Origin of the sequence: Puniceibacterium sediminis (assembly GCF_900188035.1) — a bacterium.
Lineage (GTDB): Bacteria > Pseudomonadota > Alphaproteobacteria > Rhodobacterales > Rhodobacteraceae > Puniceibacterium > Puniceibacterium sediminis.
On record NZ_FZNN01000002.1, the window covers coordinates 20193 to 33265 of the forward strand.

The window sequence follows — 13073 nt, forward strand, 5'->3', positions numbered from 1 at the left end:
GCGGGGGAACGGGTGCTTGGTCAGCATTCTGCTATGCAGCACGCGCAGATTGAATAGCGCCCAGGATGTTGGCATAGTGAACCCATGAACATGTCGCCCCGCAACGACAGCTGCCAGAACTGCCCCATCCGCCACTCTGCCGTCTGCGCAGAGTGCGATGCGCACGAGCTTGCCGTTCTCGAACAACTAAAAAGCTATCGGACCTATGCTCCCGGCGCCTCCATTGCCTCGGCTGGGGAGCCGCTTACGCATCTTTCGTCGTTGGTCGTCGGATGTGCAACCATGTCGCGTACGCTGGAAGACGGGCGCAGACAGTCGGTCGGGTTGCTGTTGCCGGCCGATTTCATCGGGCGTCCGGGGCGCGCGGTGTCGCTGTTCGATATCGAAGCGGTGAGCGAGGTCACATTGTGCCGGTTCGAGAGGCAGCAATTTGAAAGGCTTGTCCGCGACACGCCGCATATCGCATCACGCCTGCTGTCCATGACCCTGGATGAACTGGACGTGGCACGCGGGATGGCCGTCACACTCGGGCGGATGACTGCGCGGGAAAAGATCGTATCCTTCCTTGTGTCGCTTGCGCGGCGGCAGGCTGCCGTCACTAAGCGTGAACCGCGGGAAATGCCGGTCGCACTGCATCTCCCGTTGTCGCGACAGGCGATTGCCGACCACCTTGGGCTGACGATTGAAACCGTCAGCCGACAACTCACGCAGCTACGCAAAGCCGGGCTGATCACGCTTGGCGACAGCCGCGACATTACAATTCCCGACTTCGAGCGCCTGCAACTCGAAGTCGGCGAAGATGAGGTGACCGGAACCATCTGAGGCTACCGGGCAAGGAACATCGGCATGCCCGAGTTCTGAACCAACTCGCGGGTAACGCCGCCCAGCAGTTGTTCACGCAGTTTGGAATGGCCGTACGCCCCCATGACCAGCAGATCCGACTGTGTATCGCTCGTGTGTTGTTTGATCACATCGGCAATCCGCGCCTTCATTCGGGGCAGCAGGTCGATGTCACACTCGATATCATGACGCGACAGGAAGGTCGCAAGGCATTCGCCGGGGGCAAAACGGCCCGCAGGCGACTCGGGCGGATCCACCATCAGAACGGTCACGACCTTGGCCTGCCGCAACAAAGGCAGCGCCGCCCTTGCCGCCGCCAGCGACTGATCAGAACTATCCCAGGCGATGGTGATCCGATTGAATTCCGGGACCTCAGGTCCGTCAACTAGAAGAATCGGCAGGGCGGTTCCAAAGAGGATCGCGTCGAAAAGCGATTCAACTTCGAAATTTTCGCCGTTCGGACGTGCCAGAACGGCAAGATCGGCAAAGCGGCAGGCGTCCTTTACCGTCTGCGCCAGTCCGCCGCCCCCGGCCATCAGGGCCTGACTGCTCCAGCTGATGTCTTCACGCGAAAGGCGCTTGCGGGCCATGGCGTCGGTATCGCGCAGCCGGGCGCTGGTTTCTTCGATCGTATCGGCGATGATCGCACCGCCGACGCCAAACCCCGCGCCAAAGTCAGCGGTATTTATCGCCGGGGACGCGGTGCAGACGACATCGAGATGCGATTTGAACCGGCGCGCACAGGCGATCGCGGTTTCGAGCGTCCGATCCGCCCCGGCTTCGGGCAGCAGGGTACATAGGGTCGGGAATTCCATGGCAGAAATCCTTTGTTAAGGTGCACTTTGATACGGCATAGTCTGGTACGGAATTTCTTACCCGACCTTGATTCAGATCAACGCAGCCCCATGCGCCGACGGGATAGGGATGCGGTAACACGGCATCCCGGACTCTGTCTGGCGGCTGAAATAACCATTGGGGACAGTTGACATGGATTACCTAAAGCTCGCCATGTTTGCCATGATCGCGCTTCTTGCTGCGATCGCGGCCAATTTCGGGCATGACTTGGCCTATACGGTACATGCGGTCATTATCATGCTGGTCGCTGGGGGCATGTTCCTCTGGCAGTTGCGGCAGGTGGACGAGGATAAGCCTCTCCCCGACGTCAGCGGCTACATGGATGGGCCGGTGCGCTATGGTGTCGTCGCCACTGCGTTCTGGGGCGTCACAGGCTTTCTGGTGGGCGTGTTCATTGCGCTGCAACTGGCCTTTCCCGTGCTCAACTTCGACTGGTCCGAGGGTTATGCCAACTTTGGTCGGCTACGCCCGCTTCACACCTCGGCCGTTATTTTTGCATTCGGCGGCAACGCCTTGATCGCAACATCGTTCTATGTCGTCCAGCGGACGTCTGCCGCGCGTCTCTGGGGCGGAAACCTCGCCTGGTTCGTGTTCTGGGGGTACCAGCTCTTTATCGTGCTGGCCGCGACCGGCTATCTGCTGGGTTCCACCCAATCCAAGGAATATGCCGAACCTGAATGGTACATTGATATCTGGCTGACAATCGTCTGGGTTTGCTACCTTGCCGTTTTCCTCGGCACGATCATCAAGCGCCGCGAGCCGCATATCTATGTCGCTAACTGGTTCTATCTTGCCTTTATCGTCACTGTGGCGATGCTGCATGTGGTCAACAACATCTCGATCCCGGTGTCGATCTTCGGTTCGAAATCCGTGCAGGTCTTTGCGGGTGTGCAGGATGCGATGGTGCAGTGGTGGTATGGCCACAACGCCGTTGGCTTTTTCCTGACGGCCGGCTTTCTGGGGATGATGTACTATTTTGTGCCCAAACAGGCGGGGCGCCCGGTTTATTCCTACAAGCTGTCGATCATCCACTTCTGGGCACTGATCTTCCTTTATATCTGGGCCGGTCCGCACCACCTGCACTACACTGCGCTGCCTGACTGGGCCGGTACGCTGGGCATGGTTTTCTCGATCGTGCTCTGGATGCCCAGCTGGGGCGGCATGATCAACGGCCTGATGACGCTGGAAGGTGCCTGGGACAAGATCCGCACCGACCCGATCATCCGGATGTTCGTAGCTTCGCTTGCCTTCTACGGTATGAGCACCTTCGAAGGCCCGATGATGTCGATCCGTGCGGTCAATTCTCTGTCGCACTACACTGACTGGACCATTGGTCACGTGCATTCCGGTGCGCTAGGCTGGAACGGTCTGATCACATTCGGTTGCCTCTACTTCCTGACACCCAAGCTTTGGGGCCGCGCGCGGATGTATTCGATGAGCGCGATCAACTGGCACTTCTGGCTCGCCACGATCGGCATCGTTCTCTACGCCGCGTCGATGTGGGTGACCGGCATCATGGAAGGCCTGATGTGGCGTGAAGTGGATGCCAACGGGTTCCTCGTGAACTCCTTCGCCGACACGGTTGCTGCCAAGTTCCCGATGTATGTGGTCCGTGCCGCAGGTGGCGGTCTTTTCCTGGCGGGTGCGCTGATCATGGTTTGGAACATGTGGATGACCGTTCGCGCTGCTCCGGTTCACCAGGGCGCCCCCAATAACGCCATTCCTGCGGAGTAATGACGATGAGCGATACACAAAAACCAAAGATTCTGGATCGCCACGCCAAGATCGAGCGTAATGCCACCCTTTTGCTGGTGTTGTCCTTCCTTGTCGTCACGATCGGCGGGATCATCGAAATCGCGCCGCTGTTCTGGTTGGAAAACACCATCGAAGAGGTTGACGGTGTGCGCCCCTATTCGCCACTGGAACTGGCGGGGCGTGACATTTACGTGCGCGAAGGCTGCTATGTCTGCCACAGTCAGATGATCCGCCCGATGCGGGATGAAAATGAGCGTTACGGCCATTATTCACTGGCGGCTGAATCGATGTACGACCACCCCTTTCAGTGGGGAAGCAAACGCACCGGGCCGGATCTGGCCCGGGTTGGCGGGCGCTATTCTGACGATTGGCATGTGGTGCACCTTTCGGATCCGCAGTCGCTTGTCCCCGAGAGCGTGATGCCGAAATACGACTATCTGACCCGGACGCGGTTCGAACCCGAAGGCCTGACGGCGCTGATGAAGACGCACCGCCTGGTCGGCGTGCCCTACACCGACGAGATGATCGAAAATGCGGTTGCGGATGCGCGCGTGCAGGTCGATCCGGACGAAGACTATGATGGTTTGCTGGAACGCTATCCCGGCGCGCAGGTCCGCAGTTTCGACGGGCAGCCCGGTATTTCCGAAATGGATGCACTGGTCGCCTATCTGCAGATGCTGGGCACACTGGTAGATTTTTCAACCTTCCAGCCCGATGCCAGCCGCTGAGTGAAAAAGGAGAGCCTTGATGGACACCTATTCGATATTTCGACAGATCGCTGACAGCTGGGTGCTGCTTGCCATGTTCGCTTTTTTCATTGGCTGCATCCTGTGGGTCTTTCGCCCCGGTGCACGGGACGAGTACGCTCAGGCTGCGGGTTCGATCTTTAACGACGACGAGCTGACCTCGGCGAAAGACCCTGCCGAGACTTCCTCCAATACCCGTCTGGATGTGCCCCATGACAACGCATGAAGATGACAAAGATGTCGGCACCACCGGTCACAGCTGGGACGGCATCGAAGAACTGAACAACCCGCTGCCACGATGGTGGCTCTGGACGCTCTATGCCACCATCGTCTGGGCTGTGGGCTATACGATCCTGTTCCCGGCCTGGCCTTTGGTTAGTGGCGCAACCTCTGGCGTGCTGGGTTGGTCCACGCGTGGCGCTGTAGCGGAGGAGATTGCCGCCGTGGATGCGGCCCAATCCGGTTTGCGCGCCGATCTTGAGGCCACGGATCTGAACGTCCTGCAATCGGACGCGCCGCTGCACCACTTTGCGGTTCAGGCGGGTGCTTCGCTGTTTGCCAACAACTGCGCACAGTGCCACGGCGCCGGTGCGGCCGGTGCGACGGGGTATCCCAACCTTTTGGACGATGACTGGCTCTGGGGTGGGCAAATCGAACAGATCGCCACCACGATTCGCCACGGTATCCGCAATACAGAAGATCCGGACGCGCATTTCAGCCAGATGCCCGCCTTTGGGGACATTCTTTCCCGGCCCGAGATCGATACGCTGGTGGTCCACATCCAATCCATGTCCGATGGTGCCGATCCATTGGCTGGCGAGGGTGGTCAATTGTTCGCCGACAATTGCGCGGCCTGCCACGGAGAGGACGCGAAGGGTGACCGAGAGATGGGTGCGCCGAACCTGACGGATGCAATCTGGCTTTATGGCAGCGACACGGCGGCTTTGACCTCCACGATCAGCAAGGCGCGGTTTGGGGTCATGCCCGCATGGGGCCCACGGCTGGACGAGGCTGAGGTTCGCGCGCTGGCCGCCTATGTGCACCAATTGGGTGGCGGAGAGGCGACGTCGGAGGAATAACAGAGCGCAGGGTGTGGAATTCGAACCACCGCTAAAGGGGGGGGGGGCAATCCCAGCCCGGAATCAGCAAGACGCGGCCGGCCGGACATATGCCTGACCAAGTCGGCGGGCTGTTTGGTGACTTGGACACCAAGATCCAAGTGGCCGACCGCCTTCCCACCATGAGGTATCGTGCCTCGAAGGCCGCGCCGCTCCACTGGCAAGCGCCAACCCGGCTTACGTGGCGCTGTTCGAGGATGAAGAAACCAATATCCCGACCTGCTGTTGATGCAGGTCAATGCCGGTCGGGCGCCCCCTTTGCATGAGACAATGGAATATATGGGATCTTGAATATGACCACCCCGACGCCGACCGCATCGCTTTATGCCCCACGCCTGCCGATCTTTCCGCGGCGGGTTTCCGGATTTTACCGTCGTCTGAAGTGGACGCTGTTGGTGGTGACACTGGGGATCTATTATATCACGCCTTGGCTGCGCTGGGATCGTGGACCAGAAATGCCGGACCAGGCCGTGCTGATCGATATGGCGAACCGTCGATTCTATTTCTTCATGATCGAGATCTGGCCCCACGAATTCTACTTCGTCGCCGGGATGCTGGTGATGGCGGGCCTAGCCCTGTTCCTGTTCACCGCAGCGCTAGGCCGCGTCTGGTGCGGCTATGCCTGCCCGCAAACCGTCTGGACCGACCTGTTCATCCTGGTCGAGCGCTGGATCGAGGGTGACCGAAACGCGCGCGTCCGCCTGCATCAGGCCCCATGGGACCTGCGCAAGTGGCGTCTGCGCATTACCAAATGGGTGGTTTGGCTGGTGATCGGACTGCTTACCGGCGGTGCCTGGGTCTTTTACTTTACCGACGCGCCGACGTTGTTGGTGGACCTCGCCAATTTCAGTGCGCCGCCAATTGCCTACATCACGATTGCCATTCTCACCGCGACAACCTTTGTCTTTGGCGGGTTCATGCGTGAACAGGTCTGCATTTACATGTGTCCCTGGCCGCGCATTCAGGCGGCAATGATGGATGAGGACACGCTGACCGTTGCCTATCGCGACTGGCGCGGAGAGCCGCGCGGCAAGGGCCTGCGCCGCCGCGCCGCCGCAGAAGAGGCCGAGGCATCGATCCGCGCCGCAGGCCCGCAGATCGGCCCCCGTTCGCCGGTGATCCCGATGCCAGGCATGCCTTCGGGGCTTCGCGTGCCAAAGAATACCGTGGCAAAAGGCGACTGTATCGACTGCAATGCCTGCGTGAACGTCTGCCCGATGGGAATCGATATTCGGGATGGGCAGCAGATGGCCTGCATTACCTGCGCACTGTGCATCGATGCCTGTGACGAGGTGATGGAAAAGACCGGCCAGCCGCGTGGCCTGATCGACTATATCGCGCTGTCTGACGCCCCTGCCGAGGCGGCAGGCCAGCCGCCGCAGTCTGTCTGGCGCCACGTCCTGCGCGCGCGTAACCTGATCTATGCGGGGCTGTGGTCGGGCATCGGCATCGCGCTTGTCTTTGCGCTTTTCCTGCGCCCCGAAGTCGAGATGACTGTCGCGCCGATCCGAAATCCGACCCATGTGGTGCTGGCCGATGGCACGATCCGTAACGCCTACGATGTCCGCGTACGTAACAAGCAAGGCACCGAGCAGATCTTTGACCTGTCGCTGGACAAGCCGGGCCTGATCATTACAGTCGAAGGCAGCGAGACGGATAAGATCACGGTGCCTGCGGATTCCCAAGGGCAGGCGCGGGTCTATGTCGACGCTCCCGCCGGGTCCCCGTTGGCGAAAAGTGCACGCAGCGATTTGCGGCTCTGGGTCACCGGCCTCGAATCCGGTGAGCGTGCGGCGGTGGAAACCAACTTTACCGGAAAGGGCACCGAATGACTGTGCAAAATGAGGGACGCCCCCTGACCGGGCGGCACGTGCTGGCAATGTTCGTTGCGGGCTTTGGCATCATCATTGCGGTCAATCTGGTGCTCGCATTCAACGCGGTGCGCACATTTCCCGGTCTTGAGGTGCCCAACAGCTACGTGGCAAGCCAGTCCTTTGATGCCCGTCGCGCCGCCCAGGATGCACTGGGTTGGGGGGCGTCCGCGCAGTATCGTGACGGACGTTTGACCATCGCGATCACCGACCGCACGGGGCAACTTCAGTACCCGGAGGACCTGACTGTCACCGTGGGCCGACCGACCGAATCCGCCGAGGACGTGACCCCGCATTTCGACAGCGAACTGAGCGCGCCGCTGGATCTGGCATCGGGTCTGTGGCGCGTGGACGTGCTGGCACATGCGATGGACGGCACCCTGTTCGAACAGCAGCTGATCGTAAGTATCGCAAAATGACCATGGCCTGCCCGGGATGTGTTGCCGCGCCCGACGTTCGGGACGCCTCGCCGGTGGCCAGCGACATCACTCTGCACCTGCCCGACATTCATTGCGCCGTCTGTATCGCTGCGGTCGAGGATGGCCTTGGTGCCCTGCCGGGCGTGAAGGATGTGCGGGTGAACCTGACGCAGAAACGGGCCTATGTGTCGGTCCAGCGGGATGTAGATGCAGATAGCCTGATCGACACGCTCGCGCGGTTGGGGCACCGGGCGCAGGTGCTGGACACCGGTCCGTTGGCGGGGCAAAGCGCGGTCGGGCGCGATCTGCTCATGCGGATCGGCGTTGCGGGCTTTGCAATGATGAACGTCATGCTGCTGTCGGTGGCGGTCTGGTCCGGCGCGGCCGACGCCACGCGTGAGGTGTTTCACCTGATCGCAGCGGCGATTGCGCTGCCGGCAGTGGCGTTTTCGGCCCGGCCGTTCTTTGCCTCGGCGTTTCGGGCGCTGTCGGTGCGACGGCTTAACATGGATGTGCCGATCGCGCTGGCCATCGGACTTTCGGCGGTTGTGTCGCTGGCCGGGGCCTTGGGGTTGTCCGACCGGGCCAGCTGGTTCGACGCCGCGCTGGCGCTGACATTCTTTCTGCTGGTGGGCCGGTATCTGGACCATCTGGGCCGTCACGCGGCCAAATCGGCGGCGGCGGATCTTGCGGCGCTTGCCTCGCCGCAGGCGGTGCTGGTGCGGGATGGTGGGGATCAGGTGGTCCGGGCTGACGCGCTGGTGCCCGGCGATATCATCCGTGTCACCCCGGGCAGCCGCATTCCGGCAGATGGTATTATCCTTGAAGGGCGGACCGAGCTCGACTGCGCGGCCCTGACCGGTGAAACTATGCCCGATTTGCGTGCAGTTGGCGAGCTGGTCGCGGCGGGCGAAATGAACCTGACCGCGCCGCTGTTGGTGCGCTGTACCCGGGCGGGGACGGACACCACGCTGCATCGGCTGGCGGATCTGATCGCCCAGGCCGAAATGCAGAAGTCGCGTTATGCCGGGCTTGCCGACCGCGCGGCGCGGATCTATGCGCCGGCCGTGCATCTGCTGGGCCTTGGTGCCTTTGTCGGCTGGTGGTGGGCCACGGGCGAGGTCGGCCGCGCGCTTGAGGTTGCCATTTCGGTCTTGGTGATCACCTGCCCCTGCGCGCTGGGATTAGCCGTTCCAGCGGTTTCGACAGTCACCACGGCGCGGCTGTTCCGTATGGGATTGTTGGTAAAATCCCGCACCGCGCTGGAGCGGTTGTCGGAAATCGATGAGGTTGTTTTCGACAAGACCGGTACGCTCACCACCGGCATTATGGCGCTGAAGAACGCGCCTTCGGACCGTGATCTGGCGGTTGCGGCGGGTCTGGCCGTCGGATCGTCGCATCCGCTTTCGCGGGCGATCTGCGCGGCGGCCAAGCAACGCGGGCTGACCCCTGCCACGGTTCAGGATCTTGAGGAAACGGCCGGAGCCGGTGTTTCGGGTAGCCTTGACGGTCAGCGGCTCCGGTTGGGTCGGCCCGAATGGGTAGCCCCGGATCAAACTGCCCCAGAGGCGTCCGAGGTCTGGCTGCAACAGGGAAACAACGCCCCTGCCGTCTTTCGCTTTGCCGAAGAGTTGCGCCCGGATGCGCTGGCCTGCATTGCGGCACTGCGGGCGGATGGTATCGGCGTGGCGCTGCTGTCGGGGGACGCGCCGGGGGCGGTGGGGCGTATCGCTGGGGCTTTGGGGCTGACGGAGGCACATGCGCGGATGACGCCGGAGGGCAAGGCCGCGTGGTTGCAGGCGCGTGCGGATGCGGGGCACAGGGTGCTGATGGTTGGCGACGGGCTGAATGACACCGGGGCGCTGGCGGTGGCGCATGCGTCGCTGGCCCCCGCGACGGCACTGGATGCGGCGCGGACGCTGGCGGATGTCGTGCTGCTGTCGGACAGCCTGATGCCGATCCGCGAGGCGCTGGCGCAATCGCGCCGGGCACGTCGCCGGATGGGCCAGAATATGGGCCTTGCGCTGGGATATAACGTTATTTCTGTACCACTTGCGCTGGCTGGCCTTGCCTCGCCGCTGATTGCGGCGATTGCCATGTCCACGTCTTCGCTGACCGTTTCTGCAAATGCCATGAGGTCGACAAAATGAACGTTCTGGTCTTTCTCATTCCGGTATCTGTCACGCTGGGCCTGCTGGGGCTGGGGTGCTTTGTCTGGACCCTGCGGCATCGTCAGTATGAGGATCCGGAGGGTGATCGGCAGCGGGTTCTGGATGATCGCTGGGATGATGCGCCACGGCAATAGGGTCGGCGAAAACCGCGAAAATCCCATGTTTTAAGGCAAAAACGGCGTATGGCAGCCGTATGGTTTGCGTATGGAAAGCGTATGGCTCGGATATGGGCGGGGCTAGGCCGGGCGCTGACGGATCAGCGTCTTGATCGCTGCGGCATGTTCCGGCGTTGCGCCCATTGTATCGGCGGCCAGTGACGCTGCTTCGGTTAGCAGGGCGTCTGGCTCGACGATCCGATCCAGCAGACCCCATGTCAAAGCCTCGGGCGCGGGGATCTTTTGCCCGGCCATCAGGATCATCTTGGCGCGCGACGGCCCGACCAGTGCCGCGAGGCGCGCGGGGTCCGAGGGTTGCGGCAGGAAGCCGAGCTTCATCACCGGATAGAAAATCCTGGCCGAGGGCACCGCGATGCGCAGATCGCAGGCCAGCACCATCCCCAGCGCACCCCCGGCGGCGGTGCCGTTGAGCGCGGCGATGGTCAGCCCGTTCAGCCGTGACAGCGCGCCGGACAGACGTTCCCAGAGCGGCGAGACGGCCAGACCCGCGCGGGCGGCGTCAAGATCGGCACCGGCGCTGAAGACCGATCCCGCGCCGGTGAGGACAAGGGCGCGGGCGTCGCGGGCGGATTCGGCAATGCGGCACAGCTCTTCCAGCATCTCGGCTGTCAGGGAATTCGCCTTGTCCGGACGGTTGATCGTAACCGTCCAGAGACCGCCGTCCTGCGAAAGCCCGATCAAATCAGGCCGACCGTTTTGCGGATGCCTTCGTCGCGCAGGGAAATTTCGTCGCCCAGCCATGTGTCGGCCTCAGGCGAGCACATCCAGAGCAGGGCGCGGGCGGGCCAGTCGGCGGGGATATGCACGTTCCAGTCAAGCTGACTGACGGGGTTGACGCCCGAAGCCTTGATTTCGCGCTGCATCTGGGTGGCGACGGTGCCGGGGGACAGGCCGATGGCGCGGATGCCGTGGGCGCGTTCTTCGAGGTCAAGGCACCGGGTCAGCATGTTCACGGCAGCCTTGGATGCACAATATTGTGACCATGCCTCGATCGGGCTGTGCGCGGCGCCGGAACTGATTGTCAGAACCGTGCCGCCGCCACCGGCCTTCATCAGCGGAACAGCGGCGCGCATGCCGTGAAAGACGCCTTTGACGTTGATGTCGATGACCTGATCCCAGGCGTCGGGATCGGCGGTGGACAGATGCGCGATGGGTTCGATCACCCCGGCATTGTTGATCAGCACATCAAGGCCACCAAAGGCGGTCTGGCAGTTTTCAACGGCCTTCGCGACCTCCCAGTACCGCGAGATATCGCAGGGGATGGCGACGGCCTGCGGGCCGATTTCCCCGGCAAGTTCTGCGATGGCATCGGCGCTGCGGGCGATCAATGCGACATTGGCCCCGGCGGCGGCAAAGACCCGCGCGGTTTCGGCGCCGATCCCGCGGCTTGCGCCGGTGATCATCACGGTTTTCCCTGTCATATCCATGGCATGTTCCTTTTGGTGTCCCGCAACTTTGGTAAAGGCTGCTTTTGTCGGGGTCCAGCCCCTTGACCATGGGTGCCACGAAGCCGAAGCTGTGGGAAAATAATTGCGAACAGAGAGGGCCTTTGATGCACCGTACCACACACCTTATGAGTTGCAGTGCCATTGGCGCGTTCATGCTTGCTGCACCGGTAAGCGCCGATATCACGCCTCAGCAGGTCTGGGACGATCTTGAAGCCTACATGAGCGGCTTTGGCTATGCGGTGTCGGGAGCCGAGCAGGCCAGCGGTGATGCGCTGACCATCAGCGATTTCGTTCTGAGCATGGATCTGCCCGAGGGCGAGGGCAATTTCAGCTTTGCCGCCGACAAGATTGTATTGACCCAGATGGACGACGGATCTGTGTCCGTGGTGTTCCCTGCGGAAATGCCGATCACGCTGACGGCGCGACCCGAGGATGCAAAGCCTGTCGATATGGTGGTCAATTACACACAAAACGGACTGGATATGGTCGTGTCGGGCACGCCCGGTGACATGGTGTATGACTATAACGCCGATACGCTGGGCATGGTTTTGTCGGAACTGGTGGTCGATGGTGCGCCGCTGAGCCGCGATATGGCGCGGTTCGATGTCACGATGAACGATGTCGAAGGCAAGTCGACCATAACATTGGGCGACATGCGTGAGGTTTCGCAGGTCATGAGCATGGGCAGCGTTGCCTACGATTTTGCATTCAACAACCCGGATGGGGCCGGTAACGGATTGTTTTCGGGGCGCATGGCCGATCTGTCGATCGACGGGTCCGTGAAGGTGCCGCTGGAGATTGATCCTGAAGACCCGGCCGCGATGCTGGCGCAGGGTTTTGCATTCGATGGGGCGTTCGCGCATTCCGGCGGGTCGATGCAGTTCGGGGTGACTGAGGCGGGCAAGACCACCAGCGGCCAGACGAGCACGGAATCGTCGAATTTCCGCATGGCCATGTCCAGTGAAGCGATGACCTATGACGTCAGTTCGTTGGGCGTGACGCTGGATATGAAAACGCCGGACTTTCCCTTTCCGGTGTCGGCCAAGATGGCTGAGAACCGTACCAACCTGACGCTCCCGATGGCGGCGGCCGACGAGCCGCAGGACATGGCCATTGGTATGACGTTGGGCGGGTTCACCATGTCGGATGTGCTGTGGAACCTATTTGACCCGGCCAGGACACTGCCGCGCGATCCGGCGACGATTTCGGTCGATCTGGTCGGGACTGTGACGCCGTTTGTGAACATGTTCGATCCCGAGGCGGTGGCGCTGCTTGAACAGACCGGCGGCGTGCCGGGTGAGCTGAACACCCTGACGCTCAAGGAGCTGATTGTGGAAGCGGTCGGGGCGCGGCTGACCGGCACCGGCGATTTCAGCTTTGACAACAGCGACCTTGTGACGTTCGACGGTATGCCGGCACCGGACGGGTCGGTGTCGTTCAGCCTGACGGGTGGGAACGCGCTGATCGACCGGCTGATCGCGATGGGTGTGCTGAAGGAGCAGGACGCCATGGGTGCACGCATGATGATGAGCATGTTTTCGGTCCCCGGCGATGGCGAGGACAGCCTGAAGTCTGACATTGTGGTCAAGGGCAACGGTCAGATCCTGGCCAACGGTCAGCGCATCCGCTGACCTTTTCCCTGCGGTGATCCGGCGGAGCGCGCGTGCCGCGCGC

At 61.8% G+C, this 13073-nt stretch carries 13 protein-coding genes; 10 read left to right on the plus strand and 3 right to left on the minus strand.

Features of this window, described 5'->3' with window-relative positions:
- The first annotated feature begins 84 nt into the window (after positions 1–84).
- Positions 85–822: a transcriptional regulator FnrL gene (gene fnrL, locus CHB75_RS02745; protein WP_089269005.1), complete on the plus strand. Its 738-nt coding sequence runs from the start codon at positions 85–87 to the stop codon at positions 820–822.
- Between the two features lie 2 nt (positions 823–824).
- Here fnrL and CHB75_RS02750 read toward each other — a convergent pair whose 3' ends face one another.
- Positions 825–1655: a universal stress protein gene (locus tag CHB75_RS02750; protein WP_089269006.1), complete on the minus strand. Its 831-nt coding sequence runs from the start codon at positions 1653–1655 to the stop codon at positions 825–827.
- 172 nt (positions 1656–1827) lie between these two features.
- On the opposite strand from CHB75_RS02750, the gene ccoN reads away from it, so the two are divergent.
- The 8 genes from ccoN to ccoS all read left to right on the plus strand — a co-directional run bounded on the left by ccoN (position 1828) and on the right by ccoS (position 9909).
- The gene (gene ccoN / locus CHB75_RS02755) at positions 1828–3429 is read left to right on the plus strand and encodes a cytochrome-c oxidase, cbb3-type subunit I (protein WP_089269007.1); all 1602 of its coding nucleotides are present in this window, start codon (positions 1828–1830) and stop codon (positions 3427–3429) included.
- Positions 3429–4178 (plus strand): cytochrome-c oxidase, cbb3-type subunit II, encoded by a 750-nt coding sequence (gene ccoO, locus CHB75_RS02760; RefSeq protein ID WP_425439484.1) that lies wholly within the window; start codon positions 3429–3431, stop codon positions 4176–4178. Before ccoN ends, ccoO begins: the two co-directional genes overlap by 1 nt.
- Positions 4179–4197: 19 nt before the next feature.
- Positions 4198–4422: a cbb3-type cytochrome c oxidase subunit 3 gene (locus tag CHB75_RS02765; RefSeq protein WP_089269008.1), complete on the plus strand. Its 225-nt coding sequence runs from the start codon at positions 4198–4200 to the stop codon at positions 4420–4422.
- Positions 4409–5275 carry a cytochrome-c oxidase, cbb3-type subunit III gene (gene ccoP, locus CHB75_RS02770; protein WP_089269009.1) on the plus strand — a complete coding sequence of 289 codons (867 nt, stop codon included), beginning with the start codon at positions 4409–4411 and terminating at the stop codon, positions 5273–5275. Before CHB75_RS02765 ends, ccoP begins: the two co-directional genes overlap by 14 nt.
- A gap of 332 nt (positions 5276–5607) precedes the next feature.
- Positions 5608–7146 (plus strand): cytochrome c oxidase accessory protein CcoG, encoded by a 1539-nt coding sequence (gene ccoG, locus CHB75_RS02775; RefSeq protein ID WP_089269010.1) that lies wholly within the window; start codon positions 5608–5610, stop codon positions 7144–7146.
- Positions 7143–7604: a FixH family protein gene (locus tag CHB75_RS02780; RefSeq protein WP_089269011.1), complete on the plus strand. Its 462-nt coding sequence runs from the start codon at positions 7143–7145 to the stop codon at positions 7602–7604. Before ccoG ends, CHB75_RS02780 begins: the two co-directional genes overlap by 4 nt.
- On the plus strand, positions 7601–9754 hold the full coding sequence (locus CHB75_RS02785; RefSeq protein WP_089269012.1) for a heavy metal translocating P-type ATPase: 2154 nt from the start codon (positions 7601–7603) through the stop codon (positions 9752–9754). Before CHB75_RS02780 ends, CHB75_RS02785 begins: the two co-directional genes overlap by 4 nt.
- Positions 9751–9909 carry a cbb3-type cytochrome oxidase assembly protein CcoS gene (gene ccoS, locus CHB75_RS02790; protein WP_089269013.1) on the plus strand — a complete coding sequence of 53 codons (159 nt, stop codon included), beginning with the start codon at positions 9751–9753 and terminating at the stop codon, positions 9907–9909. The genes CHB75_RS02785 and ccoS overlap by 4 nt, the downstream gene beginning before the upstream one ends.
- A 102-nt stretch (positions 9910–10011) precedes the next feature.
- On the opposite strand, the gene CHB75_RS02795 is transcribed toward ccoS, so the two are convergent.
- Together CHB75_RS02795 and CHB75_RS02800 are read right to left on the minus strand one after the other, a co-directional pair.
- A complete protein-coding gene (locus CHB75_RS02795) occupies positions 10012–10632 on the minus strand; it encodes an enoyl-CoA hydratase/isomerase family protein (RefSeq protein ID WP_089269014.1) in 621 nt (206 codons plus the stop codon).
- Complete coding sequence (locus CHB75_RS02800) at positions 10629–11378, minus strand: SDR family oxidoreductase (protein ID WP_089269015.1); 750 nt, start codon at positions 11376–11378, stop codon at positions 10629–10631. The genes CHB75_RS02795 and CHB75_RS02800 overlap by 4 nt, the downstream gene beginning before the upstream one ends.
- A 125-nt stretch (positions 11379–11503) precedes the next feature.
- Here CHB75_RS02800 and CHB75_RS02805 point away from each other — a divergent pair, with 125 nt between their 5' ends.
- Positions 11504–13030 (plus strand): DUF2125 domain-containing protein, encoded by a 1527-nt coding sequence (locus tag CHB75_RS02805; protein ID WP_176439046.1) that lies wholly within the window; start codon positions 11504–11506, stop codon positions 13028–13030.
- Positions 13031–13073: the final 43 nt, after the last annotated feature.